This window comes from Isoptericola sp. NPDC056618 (assembly GCF_042792715.1).
In the GTDB taxonomy this organism is placed as follows: Bacteria; Actinomycetota; Actinomycetes; order Actinomycetales; family Cellulomonadaceae; genus Isoptericola; species Isoptericola nanjingensis.
The window spans coordinates 57,629-83,198 of record NZ_JBHTVZ010000020.1 but is presented as its reverse complement, the minus strand read 5'-3'; the positions used below and the strand labels follow the sequence as shown (position 1 = coordinate 83,198).

General features: G+C 74.4%; 23 protein-coding genes and 1 pseudogene. 17 read left to right on the top strand and 7 right to left on the bottom strand.

Annotation, left to right across the window (positions count from 1 at the left end):
- Positions 1-47: 47 nt before the first annotated feature.
- The 4 genes and pseudogenes from ACFQ8T_RS18900 to ACFQ8T_RS18885 all read left to right on the top strand — a co-directional run bounded on the left by ACFQ8T_RS18900 (position 48) and on the right by ACFQ8T_RS18885 (position 2,653).
- The gene (locus ACFQ8T_RS18900) at positions 48-692 is read left to right on the top strand and encodes a GntR family transcriptional regulator (protein ID WP_430548018.1); all 645 of its coding nucleotides are present in this window, start codon (positions 48-50) and stop codon (positions 690-692) included.
- A gap of 140 nt (positions 693-832) precedes the next feature.
- A pseudogene (locus tag ACFQ8T_RS18895) lies at positions 833-1,531 on the top strand (histidine kinase); the annotation flags it as partial.
- A gap of 358 nt (positions 1,532-1,889) precedes the next feature.
- On the top strand, positions 1,890-2,027 hold the full coding sequence (locus ACFQ8T_RS18890) for a hypothetical protein (RefSeq protein WP_430548028.1): 138 nt from the start codon (positions 1,890-1,892) through the stop codon (positions 2,025-2,027).
- Positions 2,024-2,653, top strand: a complete 630-nt coding sequence (locus tag ACFQ8T_RS18885) for a response regulator (RefSeq protein ID WP_430548027.1) — start codon at positions 2,024-2,026, stop codon at positions 2,651-2,653. Before ACFQ8T_RS18890 ends, ACFQ8T_RS18885 begins: the two co-directional genes overlap by 4 nt.
- A gap of 4 nt (positions 2,654-2,657) precedes the next feature.
- Here the strand turns inward: ACFQ8T_RS18885 and ACFQ8T_RS18880 are convergent, their stop codons facing one another.
- The gene (locus ACFQ8T_RS18880; protein WP_430548017.1) at positions 2,658-5,237 is read right to left on the bottom strand and encodes an ATP-dependent DNA ligase; all 2,580 of its coding nucleotides are present in this window, start codon (positions 5,235-5,237) and stop codon (positions 2,658-2,660) included.
- A gap of 150 nt (positions 5,238-5,387) precedes the next feature.
- Between ACFQ8T_RS18880 and ACFQ8T_RS18875 the strand changes: the two genes are divergently transcribed.
- On the top strand, positions 5,388-7,103 hold the full coding sequence (locus ACFQ8T_RS18875; protein WP_430548016.1) for a hypothetical protein: 1,716 nt from the start codon (positions 5,388-5,390) through the stop codon (positions 7,101-7,103).
- Positions 7,104-7,430: 327 nt separating this feature from the next.
- Here ACFQ8T_RS18875 and ACFQ8T_RS18870 read toward each other — a convergent pair whose 3' ends face one another.
- Positions 7,431-7,988, bottom strand: a complete 558-nt coding sequence (locus tag ACFQ8T_RS18870; RefSeq protein WP_430548015.1) for a DUF402 domain-containing protein — start codon at positions 7,986-7,988, stop codon at positions 7,431-7,433.
- Between the two features lie 142 nt (positions 7,989-8,130).
- Between ACFQ8T_RS18870 and ACFQ8T_RS18865 the strand changes: the two genes are divergently transcribed.
- Together ACFQ8T_RS18865 and ACFQ8T_RS18860 are read left to right on the top strand one after the other, a co-directional pair.
- A complete protein-coding gene (locus ACFQ8T_RS18865; RefSeq protein ID WP_430548014.1) occupies positions 8,131-8,907 on the top strand; it encodes an SDR family NAD(P)-dependent oxidoreductase in 777 nt (258 codons plus the stop codon).
- A gap of 24 nt (positions 8,908-8,931) precedes the next feature.
- Positions 8,932-9,210: a glutaredoxin family protein gene (locus ACFQ8T_RS18860; protein WP_430548013.1), complete on the top strand. Its 279-nt coding sequence runs from the start codon at positions 8,932-8,934 to the stop codon at positions 9,208-9,210.
- A 4-nt stretch (positions 9,211-9,214) separates the two neighbouring features.
- On the opposite strand, the gene ACFQ8T_RS18855 is transcribed toward ACFQ8T_RS18860, so the two are convergent.
- Both ACFQ8T_RS18855 and ACFQ8T_RS18850 read right to left on the bottom strand, forming a co-directional pair.
- On the bottom strand, positions 9,215-10,042 hold the full coding sequence (locus ACFQ8T_RS18855; protein ID WP_430548012.1) for an ABC transporter permease: 828 nt from the start codon (positions 10,040-10,042) through the stop codon (positions 9,215-9,217).
- The gene (locus tag ACFQ8T_RS18850; RefSeq protein ID WP_430548011.1) at positions 10,039-11,010 is read right to left on the bottom strand and encodes an ABC transporter ATP-binding protein; all 972 of its coding nucleotides are present in this window, start codon (positions 11,008-11,010) and stop codon (positions 10,039-10,041) included. Before ACFQ8T_RS18850 ends, ACFQ8T_RS18855 begins: the two co-directional genes overlap by 4 nt.
- 113 nt (positions 11,011-11,123) lie before the next feature.
- Between ACFQ8T_RS18850 and ACFQ8T_RS18845 the strand changes: the two genes are divergently transcribed.
- The 3 genes from ACFQ8T_RS18845 to ACFQ8T_RS18835 are packed head-to-tail and all read left to right on the top strand — an operon-like array spanning position 11,124 to position 13,188.
- Positions 11,124-12,254 (top strand): sensor histidine kinase, encoded by a 1,131-nt coding sequence (locus tag ACFQ8T_RS18845; RefSeq protein ID WP_430548010.1) that lies wholly within the window; start codon positions 11,124-11,126, stop codon positions 12,252-12,254.
- Positions 12,251-12,925, top strand: coding sequence for a response regulator (locus tag ACFQ8T_RS18840; protein ID WP_430548009.1), 675 nt, complete (start codon positions 12,251-12,253; stop codon positions 12,923-12,925). Before ACFQ8T_RS18845 ends, ACFQ8T_RS18840 begins: the two co-directional genes overlap by 4 nt.
- A 41-nt stretch (positions 12,926-12,966) precedes the next feature.
- Positions 12,967-13,188, top strand: a complete 222-nt coding sequence (locus ACFQ8T_RS18835) for an SCO4848 family membrane protein (protein WP_430548008.1) — start codon at positions 12,967-12,969, stop codon at positions 13,186-13,188.
- Between the two features lie 7 nt (positions 13,189-13,195).
- On the opposite strand, the gene ACFQ8T_RS18830 is transcribed toward ACFQ8T_RS18835, so the two are convergent.
- Complete coding sequence (locus ACFQ8T_RS18830; RefSeq protein ID WP_430548007.1) at positions 13,196-13,501, bottom strand: hypothetical protein; 306 nt, start codon at positions 13,499-13,501, stop codon at positions 13,196-13,198.
- A gap of 51 nt (positions 13,502-13,552) precedes the next feature.
- On the bottom strand, positions 13,553-14,533 hold the full coding sequence (locus ACFQ8T_RS18825) for a hypothetical protein (protein WP_430548006.1): 981 nt from the start codon (positions 14,531-14,533) through the stop codon (positions 13,553-13,555).
- A 201-nt stretch (positions 14,534-14,734) separates the two neighbouring features.
- Between ACFQ8T_RS18825 and ACFQ8T_RS18820 the strand changes: the two genes are divergently transcribed.
- Entirely contained in the window at positions 14,735-15,688 is a 954-nt protein-coding gene (locus tag ACFQ8T_RS18820) for a Ku protein (RefSeq protein ID WP_430548005.1), read from the top strand.
- Between the two features lie 9 nt (positions 15,689-15,697).
- On the opposite strand, the gene ACFQ8T_RS18815 is transcribed toward ACFQ8T_RS18820, so the two are convergent.
- Positions 15,698-16,255, bottom strand: a complete 558-nt coding sequence (locus tag ACFQ8T_RS18815; protein WP_430548004.1) for a TetR/AcrR family transcriptional regulator — start codon at positions 16,253-16,255, stop codon at positions 15,698-15,700.
- 112 nt (positions 16,256-16,367) lie between these two features.
- On the opposite strand from ACFQ8T_RS18815, the gene ACFQ8T_RS18810 reads away from it, so the two are divergent.
- The 6 genes from ACFQ8T_RS18810 to leuS all read left to right on the top strand — a co-directional run bounded on the left by ACFQ8T_RS18810 (position 16,368) and on the right by leuS (position 25,569).
- Entirely contained in the window at positions 16,368-17,927 is a 1,560-nt protein-coding gene (locus tag ACFQ8T_RS18810; RefSeq protein ID WP_430548003.1) for an MFS transporter, read from the top strand.
- Between the two features lie 99 nt (positions 17,928-18,026).
- Positions 18,027-19,745, top strand: coding sequence for a metallophosphoesterase family protein (locus ACFQ8T_RS18805; RefSeq protein WP_430548002.1), 1,719 nt, complete (start codon positions 18,027-18,029; stop codon positions 19,743-19,745).
- A gap of 27 nt (positions 19,746-19,772) precedes the next feature.
- The gene (locus ACFQ8T_RS18800) at positions 19,773-20,498 is read left to right on the top strand and encodes a metal-dependent transcriptional regulator (protein WP_430548001.1); all 726 of its coding nucleotides are present in this window, start codon (positions 19,773-19,775) and stop codon (positions 20,496-20,498) included.
- A gap of 111 nt (positions 20,499-20,609) precedes the next feature.
- Positions 20,610-21,827: an MFS transporter gene (locus tag ACFQ8T_RS18795; RefSeq protein ID WP_430548000.1), complete on the top strand. Its 1,218-nt coding sequence runs from the start codon at positions 20,610-20,612 to the stop codon at positions 21,825-21,827.
- A 63-nt stretch (positions 21,828-21,890) separates the two neighbouring features.
- Positions 21,891-22,556 carry a vitamin K epoxide reductase family protein gene (locus tag ACFQ8T_RS18790; RefSeq protein ID WP_430547999.1) on the top strand — a complete coding sequence of 222 codons (666 nt, stop codon included), beginning with the start codon at positions 21,891-21,893 and terminating at the stop codon, positions 22,554-22,556.
- A 43-nt stretch (positions 22,557-22,599) separates the two neighbouring features.
- Positions 22,600-25,569, top strand: coding sequence for a leucine--tRNA ligase (gene leuS / locus ACFQ8T_RS18785; RefSeq protein WP_430547998.1), 2,970 nt, complete (start codon positions 22,600-22,602; stop codon positions 25,567-25,569).
- The last annotated feature ends 1 nt before the right edge of the window (position 25,570 follow it).

The following is a 25,570-nucleotide window of genomic DNA, read 5'->3' as shown; positions in this document are numbered from 1 at the left end:
GAGATGGTATGCCATATTCCCCTCCGGCCGGCTGGCAAGATGTGCGCATGTCCTCCGAGCTCTCGGCCCCCTTCGAGCCCGAGTCCGTCCGGGTGGCGCGCGTCGTCCGCGAGCAGATCGTGGACGGCTCCCGGGAGCCCGGGAGCCGCCTGGTCGAGCGCGACCTGGCCGCCGAGCTGGGCGTGAGCCGCATCCCCGTGCGGGACGCGCTGCGGACGCTCGTCGCGGAAGGGCTCGTCACCCCGCGCCCGCGCACCTGGGCGGTGGTCCGCGAGTTCAGCGACGCCGACGTGGACCACCTGCACGAGGTGCGCGAGGCGACGGACCCCCTGCACTTCCGGCTCGCGGCGACGCGCCGGTCGCCGGAGCAGCTCGAGGCGCTCACCGAGGCGTGGCAGCGGGAGGACGCCGCCGCCCGCGCGGGCGACGGCCCCACGGCCCGGCGCGCCGGCGCCGACTTCCACGAGCGCGTCGTCGAGGCCGCCGGGAACCCGGTGCTCCTCGAGCTGCACCTCGTGATCGCCAGCCGGGTGCGCTGGCTGCTCGGGCAGCACCTCGACCTGCAGGCGATCGCCGACGAGCACCGCGAGCTCCTCGACGCGGTCCGGGACAGGGACGGCGAGGCCGCCGCCCGCCTGGCCAGCGCGCACCTCGGCACGAGCCGGGCCGCGGCCCAGGAGCGCCGGGCCTGACGCAGTCCGCGCCGGGCGCGAGGCCGGGGGCGAGGTCATGCGCCCAGGCTCGTCGGACGCGCCGCGCCGGCGCATCGGGCGTCCGGGGCGCGTCGGCTCATCCGAACGGATGAGGTGCGGATCGACCCCGCCCGGTTAGCGTGCGTGTCGTGCCCGGATCCCTCACCCGCGGCGTGCACCTCGCGTTCGCCGCGCTCGTCGCGACGTCCGCCGCGCGCTACCTCACCAACCACGGCCTCGACGGCCGGTGGTGGCTGGTCGTCGTGCTCGTCGCGGTGGTCGCCGCCGCGTACGCGGCGCTGGTGGTGCTCGCGCGGCAGACCGGACCGGCGGCCCGCCGCGTCGCGGTCGACCTGGTCCTGGGCGTCCTGCTCCTGGCGTGGGGCGCCCTCGTGCTGGTGGCGCCGAGCTTCGCCTGGTCGGCGATCCCGCTGTTCTTCGTCTGCCGCACGCTCGTGCCCGTGCCCGCCGCGCACGTCCTGGTGGGCGCCGTCGCCGTGGTGACGGGCGTCGCGCTCTTCGGCCTGTCGGGGCGCAGCGACTGGGCGGCCGCCGTCGCGCCGCTCGTGGTGGCGGTGCTGCTCAGCCTCGCGTACGACGCGATCGTGCGGCAGGCGGGGGAGCGGGTCCGGCTGCAGCGCGAGGTCGCCGTCCTGGCCGAGCGCGAGCGCGTGGCGCGCGAGATCCACGACACCGTGGCCCAGTCCCTGTCCTCCGCGGTGCTGCGGCTCGAGGCCGCCGACCAGCGCTGGGACGCCGACCCCGGCGCCGCGCGCGACGACGCCCGGCAGGCCGCCGTCGCCGTGCGCGCCAGCCTCGGGCAGACACGCGACCTCGTGCACGATCTCGTGGACCCGTCCCCGGCGGCGGGCGGCGTGGCCCCTGCCGACGTCGAGGCCGCGATCCGGACGGCGGCGCGTCGCCACGTCCCGGACGCCGAGCTCACCGTGGTGGGCGAGCCGGTGCGGGTCGGCGCGGAGACGGCGCACGCCCTCGCGCGCATCGCCCAGAGCGCCGTGGCGAACGTGGACCGGCACGCCGGCCCCGCGCGGCTCGGCCTCACCCTGACCTACCTGCCCGACGCCGTCGCGCTCGACGTGTTCGACGACGGCCGCGGCTTCGACGTCGAGCAGGTCGCGGCGCGGACCGTCGGCGCGGGCGCTCCCGGACGGCAGGGCGGGTTTGGGGCGGCGGGCCATGCGGCAGCGGGTGGAGCAGCTCGGTGGCACGATCACGGTGGAGAGCTCGCCGGGCGAGGGGACCGTCGTCGGGGTGCAGCTGCCCGTCGCCGCCGACGCCGGGACGGCCGGGCCGGACGACCAGGAGGACGCATGAGCGACCCGATCACCGTGCTGCTCGTGGACGACCACCACGTGGTGCGCGCCGGGCTGCGCGCCCTGCTCGACTCGCAGCCGGACATCAGCGTGGTCGGGGAGGCGGGCACCGCCGACGAGGCCCTCGACGCCGTGGGGCGCCTCGCGCCCGCGCTCGTCGTCATGGACCTCGAGCTGGGCGCGGAGGAGGACGGCGTCGCCGCCACCCGCCGCATCCGTGCCGCCCACCCCGACCTGCCCGTCCTCGTGTTCAGCGCCTACGACACCGACGCCGACGTCGTGCGCGTCGTCGACGCGGGCGCCATCGGCTACGTCCTCAAGGACGCCCCGCCCGCCGAGATCTTCTCCGCCGTGCGGGGCGCCGTCGTCGGGCGCAGCGTGCTGTCCCCGCCGGTCGCGTCCCGGCTCATGCAGCAGGCGCAGAACCCCGGCAGCGCGCTCACCCCGCGGGAGGCGGAGCTGCTCACGCTGCTCGCCCAGGGGCTGAGCAACCGGGAGCTCGGGCGGCGGCTGTTCATCTCCGAGGCGACCGTGAAGACCCACCTCGCGCACGTGTACGCCAAGCTCGGCGTCGAGTCGCGGGCGGCCGCCGTCGCGCACGCGCTGCGCGGGCAGACGGTGCGCTGACGGCTCAGCCCTCGACGCCGACGTCGTCCGGGCGCTTGTCGTCGCGCCACCCGCGCCACACCGAGTGCCGCAGCCGCGGTCCTTCGTCGTCCGCGCCGCCGCCCCCGTCGGGAGCGTGCGCCCCCAGGTCGGCGGGATCGCTCGTCCAGTCCCCGTAGCTCACCTCGGCCACGCGCTCGGGCGCGGCCCACCGCGCGTGCACCGCCTCGGTGCGGGGCACGCCGTCGAGCGGCGCGTCGTCCACGGGCCGCAGGCGCCGCACGACCTCCCGCCGCTCCGCCTCCTTGAAGCCCGTGCCGACCTTGCCGACGTAGCGCAGCACCCCGCCGTCGTCCGGCACCGCCAGCAGCAGCGACCCGGCGACCCGGGCGTCCTCCCGCCCCGTCCCCGCATGCAGGGGGCGCCAGCCGACGACGACCACCTCCTGGGTGCGGGCGTGCTTGATCTTGAGCCAGTCGCGCGAGCGGTGGCCCGGCGTGTACGGCGACCGGCGCCGCTTGGCCACCACCCCCTCCAGCCGCATGAGCCGGCTCGTCTCCAGCGCCTCGTCGAGCGTGCCGTCCAGGGCGTCCGGCACGTGCACCGGACGCCGCGGCGTCACGACCCGCGCCAGCTCCGCGCGGCGCTCGGCGTACGGCCGGTCGGTCGCCGCGCGCCCGCCGACGACGAGCGCGTCGAACAGCACCAGGTCGACGCCGACCGCGCGGCGGGCCTTCTCGACGTCGCGCGGCCGGGAGAGGTTGGCCCGCTGCTGCAGGCGGCGGAACGACGGGCGCCCGTCCGCGTCGAGGGCGACGATCTCGCCGTCCAGCGCCAGCGGGAGGTCCTCGTCGGACACCATCTCCGCGACCTGCTGCAGCTCCGGGAACGTCACCGTGAGGTCCTGGCCGGAGCGGGACGTGAGGCGCACCGTGCGCTCGTCGTCGCCGTCCGCGCCGGGGAGCACCTCCACGACGGCGCGGAAGCCGTCCCACTTCACCTCGAACGCCCAGTCGTCCGGGTCGAGCCGGGCCAGCTCGCCCGGCGGCGCGGTCGTCGCGAGCATCGGGCGCGGCGTCTCGGCCGGCGCGTCGTCGGCGGCCGCGCGCGGCCGGGCCGCCGGCGGGCTCGGACGGGTGTCGTCGTCGCGCGCCTCGGCCCCGGCGTCCTCGTCGCCGGGCTGCGTCTTGGTGCGGTGGATCAGCCACGAGTTCTGGTCGTCGCCGCCCCGCCCGCCGGTGCGGATGAGGGCGAGCCGGCGGGAGCCCCGGCGCTCGCTGTGCAGGACGGCGATCACCTCGTCCTCGCGCCACTTCTCCAGGTCGTAGGTGCCGGCATCCCAGATCGTCACCTCCCCGCCGCCGTACTCGCCCGCGGGGATGGTGCCCTCGAACGACCCGTACTCGAGCGGGTGGTCCTCGGTCTGCACGGCCAGGTGGTTCTGCTTCGGGTCGGTGGGCTCGCCCTTGGGCAGCGCCCAGCTCACGAGGACGCCCTCGTGCTCCAGCCGGAAGTCCCAGTGCAGGCGGCGGGCGTGGTGCTCCTGGATGACGAAGGTCGGGGCGCCGTCGCGGGCGTCCGGGGCGTCGGGGCCGAAGGGCTCCGGAGTCTTCTCCGGGTCGCGCTTGGCGCGGTAGGTCTCGAGCCGCTCGGCCGGGGTGCGCTCGAACGTCGCCATGCGTTCCGGCGTCGGCTCGAGCTGCGCCAGGTGCCCGGCCGCCAGGGGCTCCAGCAGGTCGCCGTCGCGTTCCAGCCGCTCGACCACCTCGGCGAAGGTGAGGTGGCGCAGGTCCGGGTCGTCGAGCTCGTCCCAGGTGCGCGGCGCGGCGACGGTGGGCTCGTCGCGCCCGCGCAGCGAGTACGGCGCGATGGTCGTCTTGGCGCCGTTGTTCTGCGACCAGTCGACGAGCACCTTGCCCGCGCGCAGCGACTTCTTCATGTCGCTGACGACGAGGTCCGGGTGCTCCGACTCCAGGTGCCGCGCGAGCTCGTGCGCGACGGCGGAGACGGCGTCCGCGGTCAGGGAGTCGTCGTGCCCGGTGAGCGCGGCGTACAGGTGGAGGCCCTTGGACCCGCTGGTCACGGGCAGGGGGTCGAGGTCCATGCCGCGCAGGACGTCGCGCGCCAGCCGCGCGACCTCGGCGCACTCGGCCAGGCCCGCGCCCGGCCCCGGGTCGAGGTCGAGGACCAGGCGGTCCGGGGGCATCGGCGTGCCCGTGCGGCCGAACCGCCACTGCGGCACGTGGATCTCGAGGGTGGCGGTCTGCCCGAGCCAGGTCAGGGTGGCCAGGTCGTTGACCAGCACGTAGTCGTTGGTCGACGTGCGGTGCTTGATCGAGCGCCGCGGCACCCACGACGGCGTCGACGCGTCCAGGTTCTTCTGGAAGAACATCTGCCCGGCGACGCCGTCCGGCCAGCGCTTGCGTGTCGCCGGCCGGTACGAGGCGTGCCGCAGCAGCGCCGGCGCCACCTGGGCGAGGTACTGCAGCACCTCGCCCTTGGTCGTCCCCGTGGCGGGGTAGTAGACCTTGTCCAGGTTCGTCAGCTGCAGGCGGCGGTCGCCGACCGTGACGGTCTGCGGCTTGCTCGACGACGTGCGGGCCATGCGGACATCGTCGCGCGAGGGCGGGATGTGCGCGCCTCCGGAGGCTCCCTACCGGCTGCACGTCGTCGTCCCGGACGGAATGACATGTCGATCACACGTCGACGAGCGAATCTGTGGCGGAGACGAGGTGCAGGTGCGAACCTGGCGTCCATGGTCGAGTCAGCGGCTGGCACCGCGCGCAAACGGCGGCCGAAGGGACCGGTAGCCGGTTCCGCCGTGGCGACCTGCTTGCTCGCAGTCGGTGCCGGGGCGGGTGTCGCGGCAGCCCAGGGTGCGATTTTCGTCGACGAGACCTTCACGGGCGCCACGGCAGACTCGCTGTTCTCCGCCTATGGATCCGCCTGCCTGACCGGTGCGGCTCCGGGTGATCCCACCGCCGGCGCGCACCCACTCGGCGGCTGCGATCCCGAGCGGACCGTGAACTCGCCGCCACTCGAGGGGGCTCCCGACGGGTACCTCCAGCTCACGGACGCGTCGAACGACCAGTCCGGCGCCGTGCTGTTCGACACTCCGATCCCCGCAGAGCAGGGCCTGGTCGTGCGGTTCGAGCAGTGGCAGTACGGCACGACGACGGCGGACCCTGCGCCGGCCGACGGCATCGCGTTCTTCCTGGTCAACGGCGACGCAGAGCTCGTGGCCCCGGGGGCGTTCGGGGGCAGCCTGGGGTACGCGCAGAAGCGGCCGGACGGAGATCCGGCGAACGAGATCATCCCAGGGGTCGAGGGCGGTTACCTGGGGATCGGGTTGGACGTCCTCGGCAACTACTTCGGAGACTGGGAGGACCGTGGACTCGGATGCCCGGACGGGCAGCAGTCTCCGGCTGGGACGGGGTTTCGCATACCTGAGCCGGAGAAGATCACTGTGCGGGGGCCGGCGGAGCCCGGCGATACGACGCAGGGGTACTGCTTCCTGACCTCCACTGCCGAGAACCTCGATGACCCGGCGGCGACGTCCTGGCCCTCTACCCTCCCCGTCACGCTCCAGGGGGATACCGCGTCGATGCCCGACGCGATCAGCGCGGCCGAAGCCGCCGCGCTCCTGGAACCGGACAAGCGAACCGTCGAGGTGGTCGTCAGCCCAGCACCCGACCCGCGCGTGACGGTGTCGATCGCGGGCCCGGACGGCGATCTTCAGCAGGTGCTCGACATTCCGGCACCCCAGCCGGTCCCGGAGACGTACAAGTTCGGATTCTCTGCCTCTACCGGGCTGTTCACGGACGTGCACCTCATTCGCAACGTCGTCCTGGAGTCCGTGGACCCGTCACCGATCCTCACCCTCACGAAGGTGGCCGACGACCCGGGTCCGTACCAGCTCGGCGACACGATCGCCTACACCTATGGCGTCACCAACTCCGGGCTGGCGCCTGTCACCGATCTCGAGGTGCTCGACGACCGCATCCCCGACGTCGTCTGCGAGGCGACGGCTCTTGGCGCCGTCGGCGACGCCCCGGCGAACACGACGACCTGTCGCGGTGAATACGTCGTCACCGCCGACGACGTCGACGCCGGCGAGGTGGTGAACACCGCGACCGCGTCCGGCGACGACGGCGGGGCCATCTCGCCTCCCGTCAGCGAGAGCGTCCCGGTCATCGCACCGTCGCCGAGCCCGTCGCCGAGCCCGTCGCCGAGCCCGTCGCCGAGCCCGTCGCCGAGCCCGTCGCCGAGCCCGTCGCCCAGTCCGTCGCCCAGCCCCAGCGTCGCCGCCCCGATGGTCCCGCCGGCGACTGACGCGCAGCCGCCCACCACACCGACATCCCCGAGCGAACTACCGCGGACCGGTGCCGACGTAGGCCCGGCGGCGGTCCTGACCGCCATTCTCCTAGCGGCAGGTGCACTCATGGTTGGGCTCGCGCGGCGGCGAATCTAGCCCACCCGCGCCCGAACCACGGAGGAGTACTGACGGAATCACCACGCGGCGTGTGCGCCGTGTGCCCCGCCGTGCACGTGACTGACGAGCAGGTCACCGGGCGGAGCGATCAGAGCTCCGGTGCCCGAGGTCCTCGGAAGGCTGAGGATTCCCGGCCTGCCCCCGGAACGACGCCGCGCGGCATGCTCGCCCTGGTCAAGTTCGATGTACCGGACGGTGGCGTGGGGTGGTGCGTGTGTGTCGCCGCGGACCTGGACGGCGAGGGGGAGGTCCTCGGCGTTCTCGCGGGACGACTCGGAACCCACCCGCGCGGACTGATCCGGCTCATCACTGCGCGGACAAACTGCCCGACGTCTGCTTCGTCGCGGCGAGCCGGTCGAGCCAGTGCCGGTAGCGGCTGCCGAAAGGCTCGATGCCGTCGCGCAGGGCGGTGGTCAGCCACGCGGCCGCCGCTTCCGCCCGCCGGACGACGTCGGCCGGGTAGCCGTACCGCACCTGGTGGACGGCGAACTCGTCCTCGTCGTCCACGAAGACCGACATGTCGTCGCGGACGCGGCACACGTCGAGGTCCAGGTCGACCATGGTCACCTCGCCCGCACCGCTCCACGTGGAGGGGGTGGCGACGTCGCAGTACGCGTCGAGGTGGGCCGGGGCCGCCTGGAACTCGGCCGTCCACCACGCATCTCGGGGGACGAGCATCACCCGGTCGTCCCCGACCGCCACGACGGCGGTCTCCTGGCCCGGCTCGCCCCTGCGGTAGACCGTCCCGGCCCTGGCGCCGAGCCACACGCCCCACTCGTCCTCGCCCAGCATCATCATCGGGTAGTGCCAGTGCAGGCTGCCGTCGTACTTGCGCACCACGACCCGGACCTCGTCGCTGACCATCGCCCGAGGCTATCGGCAACGTGACCTGGTGCCCGTGCGCGGCGAGGCCCACGCTGCCGCAGCCGGCCGTCCGAGCCGTCCACCGGGTGCGCGCCACGAGCGCCTGTCACAGCGACGGCGCGCGCGTGGCAGGGTTCTCGGCGTGAGCGACACGTACCTCTCCTCCCTGTTCTCCCTCGACGGCCGGGTCGCGCTGGTGACCGGCGGCAGCTCCGGCATCGGCCGCGCGATCGCGGGGGCGCTCGCCCGGGCGGGCGCCCGGGTCGTCGTCGTGGCGCGCCGGGCGGCGGAGCTGGACGACACGGTCGCGGAGCTGCGCGCGGACGGCTGCACCGCCGACCGCGTCAGCGCCGACCTGAGCTCGCGGTCCGGCGTGCGGGCCGCGGCCGAGGAGGTCGCCGCCGTGTACGGCGAGCCCGACGTCGTGGTGAGCTCGGCGGGGATCAACCTGCGGCCGCCGCTGGGCGAGACGGACGACGCGACCTGGGACGCCACCATGGCGGTCAACCTCGAGGCGCCGTACCTGCTCGGACAGCGGTTCGGTCCCGGCATGGCGGAGCGCGGGTACGGCCGGCTGATCCACGTGTCGTCCCAGCAGGCGCACCGCGCGTTCGTGCAGTCCGGCGTCTACGGGGTGTCCAAGGGCGGCCTGGAGTCGCTGGCCCGCTCGCAGGCCGAGGCCTGGTCGTCCCGCGGCGTCACCGCCAACACGCTGGTGCCCGGCTTCGTCCTCACGCCGCTGAACGCCCGGCTGCAGTCCGACCCGGCGCGGGTCGAGGCGCTCGCGGCCCGCACGATGGTGGGCCGCAACGGGCTGCCCGACGACTTCGCCGGCGCCGCGGTCTTCCTCGCCGGCCCGGGGTCCGCCTATGTGACGGGACAGTCACTGTTCGTGGACGGCGGGTTCTCCGCGCACTAACCCCGTGGGGGTATGGTGCTGCGCATGACCGACGACACCACGACCGACCTCCGCCGCCCCGCGACCCTCACGATGTACGGGGCCACGTGGTGCGGCGACTGCCGCCGCGCCAAGCGCGTGCTCGACTCCCGCGGCGTGGAGTACGTGAACGTGGACCTCGTCGCCGACCCCACGCGGGCCGACGACGCCGAGTCGATCAGCGGCCGCAAGAACATCCCCGTCGTCGTCTTCCCCGACGGCGAGTTCTTCGTCGAGCCCACCGACGCCGAGCTCACGGCGAAGCTGGACGCTGTCGGCCTCTGACGGCTCACTCCCAGCGGAACCACGCGGCCGCCGCGCCCCCCGCGACGACGGTGCTCGCGCCCAGGCCCACGAGGGCCGGCGCGGGCACCGCGACGCCGGCCCACGCCGCGCCGAGCGCGTCGACGGAGGCGCCGAAGGGGAGCCAGCCGCCCAGCGTGGCGAGCGCGTCGGGCAGGTTCTCCCGCGACCCGAACATCCCGCCGAGCGCCGCGAGGCCGAAGAACGCGACGAGGCCGATCGCCACCGCGGAACCCGGCGTCGGCGCGACGGCGGCCACGAACATCCCGACCGCGTACATCGCGGCGATCGCCAGCGCCAGCACGCCCGCCGCCACCCACGGGTCGGCCGGCGGCGAGGCTCCCAGCCACACGAACGCGACGCCGAGGGCGATGGCGATGCCCAGCAGGATCTGCACGACCCCGACGAAGGCCTGCGCGCCGAGCACCATCACCGGGGACGCGGGGGTGACGCCGAGGCGCTTGAGGATCCCGGAGCGGCGGTAGTAGGCGAGGAAGCTCGGCATGTTGATCACGCCGACCGTCGCGACCACCATCGTCAGCGTCAGCGGGATCACGTAGACGTCCAGCGCCGTGCGCCCGCCCGTCCCGGGGACGACCTGGTCCAGGCCCGGCGCCAGCCCGTTCATCACGAGGATGAGCAACGGCATCCCGAGCGGGATCACGAGCCCGGCCGTGTCGCGGGCCACCATCCGGGCCTCGGCGACCGTGAGCGCGAGCCACGCCACCGCCCCGGGCCGCACCGGGCGCGGGGGAGCGCCCGGCTCGGGCAGCTCCAGCACGCGGGGGGTGGTGGGATGGCGGGCGGTGGTCATGATGCCTCCAGGGGGCTTCCGGTGAGGGCGAGGAACGCGTCGTCGAGGGTGGGACGGCGCAGCTGCGTCTCGGTCGCGACCACGCCCGCGGCGGCGAGCGCTGCGCCCACCGCGTGCAGCAGGTCGCCGCGGGACGGGTCGTCCGCCGCCGTCGTCCCCGCCGCCGCGGCGCCGGCGACGACGAGCCGCGGGCCGGTCGCGTCGACCTGCTCGACGACGGGCAGCCGGGTCAGGAGGTCGGCGGCGCCGGGGTCGTCGGTGCGCAGGGTGACGGTGGGCCGCAGGCCGGCCAGGTCGATCAGCTCGGCGGCGGTGCCGCGCGCGACGACACGGCCGGCGTCGAGGATCGTCACGTGGTCGCAGAGCCGCTCCACCTCCTCCATGAGGTGGCTGACGAGCAGGACGGTGACGCCGTCGGCCCGCAGGTCCTCGACCAGCGACCACATGCTGCGCCGCGCCTCGGGGTCCAGGCCGGTGGTGAGCTCGTCGAGGATGACGGCCCGCGGCGCGCCCACGAGGGCCAGCGCGACCGAGACCCGCTGCTGCTGCCCGCCCGACAGCTTCTCGAAGCGGACGTCGCGCGAGGCGCCCAGGCCGACGCGCTCGACGAGCAGGTCGGGGTCCAGGCCGCGCGGGTAGAAGGACCGGTACAGGCGCACGAGCTCGAGGACCGTCAGCGCGCCGTGGAGGTACGCGCCCTGCAGCTGGACGCCGAGCACGCCGCGCACCCGGCCGCGGTCCGCGCGCGGGTCGAGCCCGAGCACCCGCACCCGCCCGGAGTCCGGGGACCGAGCGCCGGCCAGGAGCTCCACGGTGGTGGACTTGCCGGCGCCGTTGCGGCCGAGCACGCCGGCCACCTCGCCCGGTCCCACGGACAGGCTCACGTCGTCGAGCGCGACCACCGGCGGGCGGCCGCGGCCCCGGGTGCGGTAGGTCTTGCGCAGGTGCTGCGCCACGAGTGCGGTCATGGCGGCGACGCTACAGACGCGTCCGGCGCCGTCGCGCGTGCCGCCGGTCACGACCTGCGCCCATGACTTCCGGCACTCCTCGTCGTCTGGGCTCGCCGGATAGCGTGGGTACCATGCGCCGGCTGGGACCCGAGGAGACGTCCGGGCTGACGATCCTCGTCGTCTGCCTGGCGGTCGTCGTGCCCGTGCCCTTCGCGGCGGAGCCGGACCGGATGCTCGTGCCGCTCGCCGTCTGGGTGCTGCTGGCGCTCGCCTGGCTCGCCGCGACGGTCGTCGTCGTCCTGCGGCCGCCCCGCACCCGCGCCGCCTACGCCGGTCTCGCGGCCCAGGCGCTGCTGACCGCGGCCCTCGTGATCACGGTGCCCGGGATCGGCTGGCTGCCCATCCTGCTGGTCTTCGGTGCCGCGCTGAGCACGTACGTCGGTCCGACGCGCGTGGTCGTCGCCGTGATCGTGGCGAACACGCTGGCCCTGCTCGTCGCCTTTCTGCTCGCCCCGGGGGACGCGCGGCCCTTCGAGGTCGTGCTCTCGCTCGGCCTCTACCTCCTGCTCCAGGTGGCCAGCGCGGCGGTGAGCGTGGCGCTGCAGCGCGAGCAACGGATGCGCACCGAGCTGACCGTCGCCCACGCGGAGCTGGCCGCGGCGATGGTGCTGGGCGAGGAGGCGACCCGAGCGTCCGAGCGCCTGCGCATCTCCCGCGAGCTGCACGACCTCATCGGGCACCAGCTCACCGTGCTCACCCTGGAGCTGGAGTCGGCCGCCCACCTGCCGGGCGAGCGCGGGGCGGCGCACGTGGAGCGCGCCCGCACCGTGGCGCGCGAGCTGCTCGGCGACGTCCGCGCCACCGTGGGCGAGCTGCGCCGTCGCGCGCCCGACCTGCGCGACGCCCTGGACGCCGTCGCGGCCGCCGTCCCGTCGCCGCGGGTGGAGGTGCACGTCGCCGAGGACGTCGTCGCGGACGAGGAGCAGACGGCGGCCCTGGTCCGCGTCACCCAGGAGGTCGTGACCAACGCCGTGCGGCACGCGGAGATGGCGACGGTGCTGCGGATCGAGGTCGCGGCGGACGAGGAGGGCGCGCTCACCCTGGTCGCCCGCGACGACGGCCTCGGCTCGGAGCCGGTCCGGATCGGGCACGGGCTCGCGGGCATCGTCGAGCGGGCCGAGGCCCTGGGCGGCGGCGCGACGTTCGACGCGTCGGCGGGGTTCACGGTGCGGGCGCGCCTCGCCGCGCGGGCGGCGTCGTGACGGCGGACCCGGCGTCCGACGGGACGCGGCGCCGCGTGCGCCTCGCGCTCGCCGACGACCAGACGCTGGTGCGGCACGGCATCCGCAGCCTGCTGGAGATCGCGGGCGGCATCGACGTGGTGGCGGAGGCGGACGACGGCGCGACGGCGGTCGACGCGGTGCGGCAGCACGAGCCCGACGTGCTGCTGCTCGACCTGCGGATGCCCGGCCGCGACGGGATCTGGGCGCTGGAGACGCTGCGCGACGAGGGGCTGGAGGTCGCCGTCCTCGTCCTGACGACGTTCGACGACGACGCGCTGGTGCTGCGTGCGCTCCAGGCGGGGGCGCGCGGCTACCTGCTCAAGGACGTGACGCTGGAGCAGCTCGCCGACGCGGTGCGGACCCTGGCCGCGGGCGAGACCCTGGTGCAGCCCGCGGTGACGGCTCGCCTGCTGCGGGCGGTCCGCTCGGGGCCGGCGCCGGCCGACGTCGTCCCGGCGGAGCTCACCGGGCGCGAGCGGGAGGTGCTGCGCCTCATGGCGCAGGGGTGGTCGAACCGCGAGATCGCGGACGCCCTGTACCTGGCGGAGGGCACCGTGAAGAACCACGTGTCGAACGTGCTGCTCAAGCTCGGCGCGAAGGACCGCACCCGGGCGGTGCTCCTCGCGCTGCAGGGCGGCCTGCTGGCCTGAGGGTTTCGTCGCCGGCCGGGCGGTGCCCGATACTCGACGCCGTGGAGATCCCCGTCGTCTGGTCCGTCGTCCTGCTCGTCGCCGCCCTGTGGAACCTGGCCGTGTGGCCCTCGTTCTGGCGCCGCGTGACCAAGGACCCCCGCGCCCGTGACGCCGCCGGCCGGCCCACGCGGTTCTTCACCGTGCACGCCGTGCTGGTGGGCGTCTCGATGCTGCTCGCCCTGCTCGTCGGTGTCGTCGGGGTCCTCGGCCTGGTCGGCTGACGGCCGCTCAGTCGCTCCCCGGGTCGAGCGGGATCGCGAGGAAGAGCGCCATCAGGACCACCGCGACCCCGGCCCAGCAGACGAGCATCCAGGTCGTTCCCGCGCGCAGCGGGCTGCCGGCGGTCGTCCGTCGCCCGATCACGACGCGGCCGACCGCCAGGGCCACCAGTCCGACGGCGAGGGACCACGAGCCGAGGACCGTCAGGCACGTGAACGGGGCCAGGACCCCGAGCCCGGCGCCGAGGAGCCGTGCGACGTCGGCCCGGGCCGCCGCAGGCTCGGGGAGCCCGGAGGAGAGGCCGTCTGTCGTCATGGGGACAGGATGCCGCCGGACCACCGAGGGGACAAGGCTCGGCGCGGGCGCTCAGCGTCCGTGATGCTGACGGGGCTCGACGCGCGTCACCCAGAACTCGGTCGTCGGCTCCTGCGGCGTCGTGAACCGGGCGTTCGGTAGGTACAGCCCGCCCGCGAAGGCGGCCACCGTGGTCGGGACGTCGAATCCCTCGTCCGTGAGCTCGCCGGTCACCGTGCCACGCGTCCCGCTGCGGTCCAGGCGGACCACGGCCACGAGGTTCAGCTGGTTGCGCACGACGTACAGGGTGCGGCCCACCAGCAGCATCCCGTCGCCGTTCGTGAGCGAGGCGTCGCCGTCCCGCGACGCGAGGTCCACGACCGTCGTCTCGCCCGTGGCGGGGTCGACGCGGTGGAGGGCACCGGTCGTCGAGTTCACCACGAGCAGCCCGCGGCCGTCGGGCGTGGCGGCGATGCCGTTGGCGTTGAACCCCTCGACCTGCTCCCACGCACCGGAGAGCGGCACGGTCTCGGCGGACTCGGGCAGCGAGCCGTGCCGGCCGAGCGGCAGCCGGTACAGCACCGCCTGCTGCGAGTCGGTGAACCACGCGGCGTCGCGGGTGAGCACGACGTCGTTGACGAAGCTGGCCGCGGTGGTGAGCGCGTAGTCGGCCAGGACCTCGCCCGAGCGGGCGTCGACGACGCGCGCGGAGCCCGACGGCCCGCCCGCGACGAAGAGGCGGCCGCGCCGGTCGACCTTGAGGCCGACCGACGGCGTGCCCGGCCCCTCGCTCACGACCTCGCCCTCTCCCGTCACGAGGTTCGCGCGGTAGATGTCGCCGTCGGCGCGGGACCCGAACCAGGCCCACGGGCCGAGGCCGGTGGCGATGCCCTCGGGGAGGAACCCGTCGGGCAGCTCGACCCGGTCCGGCAGCGTGCGGTGGTGCGGCGGGGTCGCGGGTGCGGCGACGGTCGCGGGTGCCGCCGTGACGGCGACCAGCGCCGCGGCGGCGAGCGCGAGGGCCGCCGCCCGTCCTGGGCGTCTCCGGAACATGGTCAGTCCTCGATTCCTCGTCGATCCGCGTCGAGTCGATCCCGTCGTGTCGATCCCCGTCGATCCGGGTCTCGGGTGCGTGCCGAGCCGTCCACCTCGCCACGCTATGCCGGGCGGCGCGCGGTCACGAGGGGAGGGGCGGCACCGGGCCCGGGGCGTTGTGCCCTGGCGCGTGTCCGCAGGTCGCGTGACGATGGTCATATGAGGGCGATCTGGAAGGGCGCCGTGACGTTCGGCCTCGTCAACGTGCCGGTCAAGCTGTACAGCGCGACCGAGGACCACGACGTGCCGCTGCACCAGGTGCACGACGAGGACGGCGGGCGCATCCGCTACCGGCGCGTGTGCGAGCTGGACGGGGAGGAGGTGCCGTACCAGCACATCGACCGCGCCTACGACGACGGCGAGCGCACGGTGGTGCTCACCAAGGACGACTTCGCGGCGCTGCCGGCGGAGGCGAACCGGGAGATCGAGGTCGTCGAGTTCGTGCCGAGCGACCAGATCGACCCGATCATGCTCGACCGCACCTACTACCTCGAGCCCGACTCCAAGAGCCCCAAGGCGTACGTGCTGCTGCGCCGCACGCTGGAGGAGACGGACCGCACGGCGATCGTGAAGTTCGCGTTGCGCCAGCGCACCCGGCTGGCGGCGATGCGCGTGCGCGACGAGGTGCTGGTCATGCAGACCCTGCTGTGGGCGGACGAGGTGCGCGAGGCCGCGTTCCCCTCGCTGGACGGGTCCGTGACGGTGTCCGACAAGGAGCTGGCGATGTCCGGCCAGCTCGTGGCGAGCTACGAGGCCGACTTCGCGCCCGAGGAGTACGAGGACGAGTACCAGGTGCAGCTGCGCCAGCTCATCGACGCCAAGATCGAGCAGGGCGACGCGCTCGACACGTCCGAGACGTTCGGCGAGCAGCCCGAGAAGGAGGACGCCGACGTCATCGACCTCATGGAGGCGCTGCGCCGGAGCGTCTCGGGCTCGAAGGGCGGGTCGAAGGGCGAGGCCGAGGAGAAGGCGCCCGCGAAGAAGGCGCCCGCGAAGAAGGCCCCGGCCAAGAAGGCTCCGGCGAAGAAGCCGGCGGCGAAGAAGGCGCCCGCGAAGAAGGCCCCGGCCAAGAAGGCGCCCGCGAAGAAGGCGGCGGAGCGCAAGACGGGCTGAGTCGCCGGGTCACGCCGGGTCGCCCCCGGCGGGGGCGCGGAAGGTGGCGATCTCGCGCACGAGCGTCAGCAGCTCGTCGATCTCGCGGTCGTCCGGACCCGTCGCGCCGACGGAGGCGAGGGTGTAGAGGCCCTCGCCCATGAGGGAGACGGCGCGCGCGAGGACGGGGTCGCCCAGCTCGTCCCGGACGGCGGCCGTCCAGGCGGTCTGCGCGTCGTCGAGGACGGCGCGGGCGCGCGGGGAGGCGCCCTGCGCGACGCGCGAGGCGGCGAGGTAGACGACCTCGAACTCGCCGCCGATGACGGTCGACGTGCGCAGCAGGTAGTCGGTCGCGCCCTCGGGGGCGGTGCGCATGGCGTCGACGTCGGCGGCGGTGAGGACGGCCAGGTGGTCGAGCAGCCCCTCGACGAGGGCGTCCTTGGAGGGGAAGTGGTAGAGCAGGCCGCCCTTGGACACGCCGGCCCTCTCGGCCACCGCGTCCAGCGTGGCGGCGCGCTCCCCGGACTCGACGAGGAGCTCGGCGAACGCGCGCAGGACCTTGGCTCGGGCGGCGGGGGCGGGAGGCATGTCGACAGCCTAGTGGCGAGGTGTTACTGTACCGGCTGGACGGTGCGGAAGTTCGGCATCACCATGTCGCCCCGGCCGTCCGCAGCGTGTGAAAGGCACCTCAGGTTCAGACATGGCTCAGACCCAGGTGACGACGCACCCCATCTCCTCAGCCACGGACGCGAGCCGCCTCGCCCCCGCGCGCCCCGCCGGGGCCGGGCGCCGCTGGGCGGCCCTCGCCGTGCTGATGCTGCCGGTGCTGCTCGTCTCGATCGACAACACGGTCCTCAGCTTCGCCCTGCCGCAGATCTCGGAGGCCCTGGCCCCCGGCGGCACGCAGCTGCTGTGGATCGTCGACGTGTACCCGCTCGTGCTCGCGGGGCTCCTCGTGCCGATGGGTTCCGTCGCGGACCGCGTCGGACGTCGCCGCCTGCTCCTGATCGGGGCCGTCGGCTTCGCCGTCGTGTCCGCGGTGGCGGCCTTCGCGCCGACGGCGGGCGCCCTGATCGCCGCCCGCGCCGGCCTCGGCTTCTTCGGCGCGATGCTCATGCCGTCCACGCTCTCGCTGCTGCGCAACGTGTTCACCGATCGCGACGAGCGCCGCCTCGCCATCGCGATCTGGGCCGCGGGCTTCGCCGCGGGCTCGGCCGTGGGGCCGATCGTCGGCGGGCTGCTGCTCGAGCACTTCTGGTGGGGCTCCGTGTTCCTCCTCGCGGTGCCGGTGCTCGCCCTGCTGCTCGTGCTCGCGCCGGTCTTCGTGCCGGAGTCGCGCGACCCCGCGCCGGGCCCGATCGACCCGGTGTCGATCGTCCTGGTCATGGCCGCGATGACCCCGGTGGTGTTCGGCATCAAGACGCTCGCCAAGGGCGCGCTGCCCTCGCTGGGGATCGCCGCGATCGCCGTCGGGCTGCTCATGGGCGTGCTCTTCGTGCGACGCCAGCTGCGCCGCAGGAACCCGATGCTCGACGTGCGGCTGTTCGCCGTGCCCGCCTTCACCGGCAGCGTGCTGGTCAACCTGCTGTCGGTGTTCTCGCTGGTCGGCTTCCTGTTCTTCGTGTCGCAGGACCTGCAGCTCGTCATCGGGCTCTCGCCGGTCCAGGCGGGCCTCGTGCTCCTGCCGGGCACCGTCGCGATGGTCGTCGCCGGGCTGGCCGTGGTGAAGGTCGTGCGTCACGTGCGGCCCTCGCACGTCGTCGCCGCCGGGCTGGCCCTGTCCGCGGTCGGCTACCTCGTCACCGCGCTCGTCGCCGGGCGCGGGGAGGCCGGCTGGCTCGGGCTCGCGTTCGTCGTGCTGGCGATCGGGGTCGGCTCGGCCGAGACCGTGTCGAACGACCTCATCGTCTCGACGGTCCCCGCGGCCAAGGCGGGCGCGGCCTCGGCGATCTCCGAGACCGCGTACGAGGTCGGCGCGGTGCTGGGCACCGCCGTCCTCGGCGGGATCCTCACCGGGTCGTACCACGCGAACGTCGTCGTGCCGTCGGGCGTGACCGCCACGGACGCGGCGTCCGCGGCGGAAACGCTCGGTGGCGCGACGAGCGTGGCGGCCGACCTGCCGGCCGGCCAGGCGCAGGCCCTCCTGAACTCCGCGCACGCGGCGTTCGGCAGCGGCGTCGTCGTGACGTCCGCGATCGGCTTCGCCGCGGTCCTCGTCGCGGCGGGGATCGCGCTGGCGACGCTGCGCGAGCGCGCCTGACGCCCGACGCCGTCCGTGAGGGCGGCGTCACACCCGCGACGGCGGCGCCACCGGCGAGGAGGGTGGCGCCTCCGTCGTCGTTCGGCGAGGGTGGAGGCGATGAGCGACCAGCACGACGAGCCCACCTCGGCGGACACCCCTGCGGACACGGACGAGACGCCGCCGGGCGGGCGGGGGCGACGCGCGCGCCGGACGCCGCCGCGCTGGGCGCGCTGGACCCTCGCCGGGGTCACCGCAGCCGTGGCGTGCCTCGTCTTCGGGGTGAGCACGGCGACCGCGGAGCTCGGCTTCGGTCCCCACGAGGCCGTCTACTCCGTGACCAACGACAGCCTCGTCGTGGTCGACCTCGGCCCGCTCGGCACGCTGGAGATCGACTCGCCGCTCCCGCTCGGGCTCGGCGTGGACGTGGTGGTCAAGGAGATCCCCGCCGACCTGACGACGGTCGGCGCGGCCAACACGCTCACGGCCCTCAGCCAGGACCTCGAGAGCTACCTGCAGTTCTTCTCCAGCCCGGACGTCGCGGTGCGCAGCGTCGCCCTCGCGCTGGTGGAGAACGCCCTGTGGCGCTCGCTGGGCGCCGCCGCGGCGCTGGTCGCGGTCGGGTTGGTGGTGCGCTGGCTGCTGGGGCCGGGGCGACGGCGCGAGCTCGCCGACGCGATGGCGCCCCGGACGGGCGAGATCACGGCGGGGGTGGCGGTCGTGGCCCTCGTCGTGACGACGGTGTCCTCCGGCGCGGCGGGGGCCACCGCCCAGGGGCAGCCCGCGTCGCCGGTCTTCGCCGGGACGGCGCTCGAGGGTGCGCGGATCACCGGGCGCCTCGCCGGCGTCATCGACACGTACGGCGGACAGCTCGTCAAGCTGTACGAGGACAACGAGGAGTTCTACGCGAGCGCGGACGACGACCTGTCGGCCGCGTGGGACGCCCGGCTCGCCTCCGAGGCGGCCGCGTCCGCGACCGCGGCGGGCACCCAGTTCGCGTCCCCGGACCCCGCCGAGCCCACCGCGCCGGTCGCGCCGCCCCGAGCACTGCCCAGCGGCGGCCTCGCGGACGAGCCGGTCACCTTCGTCGTCATCTCCGACCTGCACTGCAACACGGGGATGACGCCGCTCATCCGCACGACGATCGAACGCTCCGGGGCCGACGTCGTGCTCAACGCGGGCGACACCACCATGAACGGCACCTCGGTGGAGAAGGTCTGCGTCGACTCGTTCGCCTCCGCCGTCCCGCGCGGCGTGCCGATGGTGGTGTCGGACGGCAACCACGACTCGCAGGTCACGTCCGACCAGGAGGCGGCGCACGGCCAGAAGATCCTCGACGGCCAGGTGATCGACGTCGAGGGGGTGCGGATCCTCGGGGACCGGGACGCGCTCGAGACGCGCGTCGGCGTCGGCACGAACGTCGCGCGCGAGCGCACGCCGGAGCAGCAGTCGGCGGACCTCGCCGCGGCCGCGTGCGACGACCGCGACGGCGTCGACCTGCTGCTGATCCACACGCCGTCCGTGGGCCTCGACGCCCTCGAGACGGGGTGCGTGCCGTTCCAGGTGTCCGGCCACACGCACAGCAGGTCGGGGCCGGAGCAGGTGGGGCAGGGCATCCGGTACGTCAACGGGTCCACCGCCGGCGCGGCGCCGAACCAGCCGACCGTCGGGCCGCTGCACGGCACGGCCGAGATGACGGTGCTGCGGTTCGACCCTGCGACGCGGCGGATGCTGGACGTGCAGGTCGTGAGCGTCACGCCCGACGGCGCGGCGACGGTGGGCGAGCGCGAGCCGGTGCCCGACGTCGTGCCGCCGGCCGACGAGGCGCCCGGGCCGTAGGGACGGGCGCCCGGATAGGCTCGGACCGTGCCCGAACCCACCTCACCCGTCCCCGCACCGCCCCCGCAGGCCGTCGACCCGGACGAGCTCACCCCCGTCGCCCAGGACTACCTCAAGGCGGTCTGGTCGGCGCAGGAGTGGTCGGACGAGAAGGTCACCACGGGGCTGCTGGCGGACCGCCTGGGCGTGGGGCCGTCCACCGTCTCCGAGACGGTGCGCCGGCTCACGACGCAGGGGCTGCTGGGTCATGAGCCCTACGGCGGGGTCTGGCTCACCGAGCTGGGGCGGCGCTACGCGCTCGTGATGGTGCGGCGGCACCGGCTGCTGGAGACGTGGCTGGTGCGCGACCTCGGCTACGCGTGGGACGAGGTGCACGACGAGGCGGAGGTGCTGGAGCACGCGGTGTCCGACCGGCTCGTCGAGCGCATCTCCGCGCGGCTCGGCCACCCGGAGCGCGACCCGCACGGCGACCCGATCCCGTTCGCCGACGGGCGCGTGGTGCGCCCGGAGGCGGTGCCGCTGGTGAACCTCGAGGCCGGGGCCGGGGGAGTGGTCGCCCGGATCTCGGACGCCGACCCCGAGGCGCTGCGGTACCTCGCGGACCTCGGCATCGACCTGGACCTGCCGGTGCGGCTGACGTCGCGGCGGGAGTTCGCCGGGACGGTCGGCGTGGCGTGGGAGGCGGACGGGCGCGAGGTCGGCGTCGACCTCGGGCTGCTGGCGGCGTCGCGCATCTGGGTGGTGCGCGCGTAGGCTGTCCCGGTTCCCCGACGACGTGAGCGCTGGACGGCGCACCGTCGTCGACGCCTCGTCTCGAAACGATTCGAGCATTCCGGTGCCCGACCGATCTCCGAGGAGAGGCGAGTGACCTCGACGACCACGCCCGCGAGCGGCGCCACGGCCCGCACCGGCCGCGCACCCCGCCCCGAGCACGTCGGGGCCGCGCTGTTCGCGCTCGCCGTCGGCGGGTTCACGATCGGCACCACCGAGTTCGCCACGATGGGCCTGCTGCCGCAGATCGGCGCCGACCTCGGCGTCAGCGACCCGGTCGTCGGGTACGCGATCACCGCGTACGCCGTCGGTGTCGTGGTCGGGGCACCGCTGCTGACCGTCGCCGCCGCGCGCATGTCCCGCAAGCGGCTGCTGCTGTGCCTCATGGGCTTCTACACGGTGGCCAACGTGCTGTCGGCGGCCGCCCCCGGCATCGAGAGCCTCGTCGTGGGACGGTTCCTCGCCGGGCTGCCGCACGGCGCGTTCTTCGGCGTCGGGGCGGCGGTCGGCGCCGCGGTGGCCGGACCCGGCCGGCGCGGCCACGCCGTCTCGATGATGATGACCGGCCTGACGATCGCGAACGTCGTCGGGGTGCCGCTGTCGACTGCCGTCGGGCAGAGCCTCGGGTGGCGCGCGGCATTCGTCGTCATCGGGGTGCTCGGCGCCGCGACGCTGCTCGGCATCTGGCGCTTCGTCCCCGAGCACGGGCCGGTGGACTCGAGCGTGCGGAAGGAGCTCGGCACGCTGCGCAACGGGCCGCTGTGGATCTCGTTCGCGGCCGGGGCCATCGGGTTCGGCGGCCTGTTCGCCGTGTACACCTACGTCGCGCCGACCGTCACCAAGGTGGCGGGGATGTCCGAGAGCGCCGTGCCCTGGGTGCTCGCCGTCTTCGGCGTCGGCATGACCGTCGGCACGCTGCTCGGCGGCAGGCTGGTGGACCGGAACGTGCTGCGCACGGTGATCGGCGGGTTCGTCGCGACCGCGCTGTCGCTGGTGCTGTTCGCGCTGGTCGGGACGTCGCCCGTGCCCGCCGTCGTCGGGCTGTTCCTGCTGGCCGTCACGTCGCAGACCCTCGGCCTGGCGATGCAGACCCGGCTCATGGACCTCTCGCCGCGGGCGCAGTCCCTCGGCGCGGCCCTGTGCCACTCCGCCCTGAACATCGGCAACGCGAGCGGCGCGTTCTTCGGCGGCCTCGTCATCGCGGCCGGCTACGGGTACCTCGCGCCCGCGTGGGTGGGACTCGCGCTCACCCTCGTGGGCCTGGCGATGGTGCTGGCGTTCGGCCGCCAGCGTGTCGCGCACGCCGACTGACCGGCGCCCGGGAGGGCCCGGGCGCGAGCCCGCTCCCCAGGAACGTGCGGTACGGTCGCGCCCGTGAGCCCGAGCGTGCGCGACGAGACCCACGACCTCCCCGACGACGCCGCGGGGGAGGCTGCGCCCGGGCCCGGCCCGCGCGGCCTGACCGCTCGCACCTACGGCGTGCTGCTGACCGTGCTGGGCGGCATCGGCTTCGGCGCCGCGTCGTGGCTGGCGATCGAGGAGTACCTCAAGCTGCTGGACCCGAACCGGGTGACGAGCTGCAGCTTCAACGTGTTCCTCGACTGCGGCGTCGCGATGATGTCCTGGCAGGGCACCCTGCTCGGCTTCCCGAACCCCTACATCGGGGTCGCGGCGTTCCCCGTGGTGATCACGACCGGCGTGGTGCTGCTCGCGGGTGCCCGGCTGCCGCGGTGGTACCACCGGTCGCTGCTCGCGGTGACGGTGCTCGCCCAGCTGCTGATCTTCTTCCTCATGTGGTCGAGCTTCTACGCGCTGGTCCGGCTGTGCCCGGCCTGCATGGTCGTCTGGACGATCGTGTGGCCGCTGCTGTGGTTCCAGGTCGTGCACGCCGTGCAGGAGGGCCACCTGCCCGCGGGCGACGGGCTGCGCCGCGCGGTCGTGCGGAACCGCGGACTGGTCCTGATCATCGGGTACGTCGTCGCCGTCGGCTGGCTGCTGCTGGCCGTCGGAGGGCCGCTCGTCGAGTCGTTCGGGGTGTGAAAACAGGGCCGGGGCCTGCGGCCCCGGCCGGTAGACTCGCCGGGTGAGCACGCCCGACACCGCACCCTCCCGACCCGAGGCGCCGACCGCGCCTTCCCACGAGCCCACCCACCGCTACACGCCCGCCCTCGCGCAGCAGATCGAGGAGCGCTGGCAGGACCTCTGGGAGGAGCGGGGCACCTTCTGGGCGGCCAACCCGAACGGTGCGCTCACGGACGGCGACGGCCGGAACGCCGGGGGTCAGCCGTTCTTCATCATGGACATGTTCCCGTACCCCTCGGGAGTGGGGCTGCACGTCGGGCACCCGCTGGGCTACATCGCCACCGATGTCGTCGGCCGCTTCCGCATGATGTGCGGCGACAACGTGCTGCACGCGCTGGGCTACGACGCGTTCGGCCTGCCCGCCGAGCAGTACGCGGTGCAGACGGGTCAGCACCCGCGCACCACCACCGAGCAGAACATCGTCACCATGAAGCGCCAGCTGCGCCGCATGGGCCTGGCGCACGACTCGCGGCGCACGTTCGCGACGATCGACCCCGAATACGTGCGCTGGACGCAGTGGATCTTCCTGCAGATCTTCGACTCCTGGTACGACGCCGCGGCCGACGGCGGCGCGGGCCGCGCCCGCCGCATCGGCGAGCTGCGCACCGAGCTGGAGTCCGGCGCCCGCGCCGTCCCGGGGCACGACGGCGACAACGCCGGCGGCGCCGTCTGGGCCGCGTTGTCCGACGACGAGCGCCGCGACGTGATCGACGCGCAGCGCCTGGCGTACGTCGACGAGTCGCCCGTGAACTGGGCGCCCGGCCTGGGCACCGTGCTGGCCAACGAGGAGGTCACGGCCGACGGCCGCTCCGAGCGCGGCAACATGCCCGTCTTCCAGAAGTCGCTGCGGCAGTGGAAGATGCGGATCACCGCCTACGCGGACCGCCTGACCGACGACCTGGAGCTCATCGACTGGCCGGAGAAGGTCAAGTCGATGCAGCGCAACTGGATCGGCCGCTCCACCGGCGCGAACGTCCGCTTCGACGTCGTCGGCACCGCCGACTACGACGCGGCCGGCGCGGGCGCGCAGGTCGAGGTGTTCACCACCCGCCCGGACACGCTGTTCGGCGCGACCTTCATGGTCGTGGCGCCCGAGCACCCGCTGCTGGACGAGGTCCCCGCGGCCTGGCCCGACGGCACGCGCGACGTCTGGACCGGCGGGCACGCGACGCCGGTCGAGGCCGTCGCCGCGTACCGCCGCGAGGCCGCCGCGAAGACCGCCGTCGAGCGGCAGGCCGACGCCGGGAAGAAGACCGGCGTGTTCACCGGGCACCTGGCGGTCAACCCGGTCAACGGCGCGACCGTCCCGGTGTTCACCGCCGACTACGTGCTGATGGGCTACGGCACCGGCGCGATCATGGCGGTGCCCGGCGGCGACCAGCGCGACTTCGACTTCGCCGAGGCCTTCGAGCTGCCTGTCGTCCGCACCGTCGAGCCCGCGGGCGGCCTGCCGGACGACTTCGCCGGGGCGTACACCGGCGACGGCGTGGCGGTGAACTCGTCCAACGACGAGATCAGCCTGGACGGGCTGGGCGTGGCCGAGGCCAAGGAGACGATCGTCGCGTGGCTGAGCGCCCGCGGCGCCGGCGAGGGCACCACCACGTACCGCCTGCGCGACTGGCTGTTCAGCCGGCAGCGCTACTGGGGCGAGCCGTTCCCGATCCTGTGGGACGAGGACGACCGACCGGTCGCGATCCCGGCCGACATGCTGCCGGTCGACCTGCCCGACGTGCCGGACTACGCGCCCCGCACCTTCGAGCCCGACGACGCGGACTCGTCGCCCGAGGCCCCGCTGGGCCGCAACGACGAGTGGGTGCACGTCACCCTGGACCTGGGCGACGGGCCGAAGCGGTACCGCCGCGACACCAACACGATGCCCAACTGGGCCGGGTCGTGCTGGTACTACCTGCGCTACCTGGACCCGACGGACTCGACCGACGGCCCCGCCAAGGGCACCGCCGTCGTCGACCCGGAGCTCGAGTCGTACTGGATGGGCCCGAAGCACAACGCGACGTCCGGTCCCGCCGGTGGCGTCGACCTGTACGTCGGCGGCGTCGAGCACGCCGTGCTGCACCTGCTGTACGCGCGGTTCTGGCACAAGGTGCTGCTGGACCTGGGCTACGTGTCCTCGCTGGAGCCGTTCGGCAAGCTGTTCAACCAGGGGTACATCCAGGCGTACGCCTACACCGACGCCCGCGGCGCCTACGTGCCCGCCGGTGAGGTCGAGGGCGACGAGCAGGCCGGCTTCACGTACCGCGGCGAGCCCGTGAACCGCGAGTACGGGAAGATGGGCAAGTCCCTGAAGAACGTCGTCACGCCGGACGAGATGTACGAGCAGTACGGCGCCGACACGTTCCGCGTGTACGAGATGTCGATGGGCCCGCTGGACCTGTCGCGGCCCTGGGAGACGCGCGCCGTCGTCGGCTCGCAGCGCTTCCTGCAGCGGCTGTGGCGCAACGTCGTGGACGAGGAGACGGGCGCGCTCGTCGCGACCGACGACGAGCCCGACACCGCCACGCTGCGCGCGATGCACCGGGCGATCGCGGACGTGCGGGTCGAGATGGAGCACATGCGGCCCAACACGGCGATCGCGAAGCTCATCACGTACAACAACCACCTCACCTCGCTGGACCGGGTGCCGCGCGCGGCGGTCGAGCCGCTGGTGCTGATGGTCGCGCCGATCGCCCCGCACATCGCGGAGGAGCTGTGGCAGCGGCTCGGGCACGACGGCTCGCTGGCGCGCGAGCCGTTCCCGACCGCCGACGAGCAGTACCTCGTCGAGGACACGGTGACGTGCGTCGTGCAGGTCAAGGGCAAGGTGCGCGGGCGCCTCGAGGTGGCGCCGACCATCTCGGACGCCGACCTGGAGGCCGCCGCCCTGGCGGAGCCGAACGTGGTCCGCGCCATCGACGGTGCGCCGGTGCGCAAGGTGATCGTGCGCGCGCCGAAGCTCGTCAACATCGTCGTCTGAG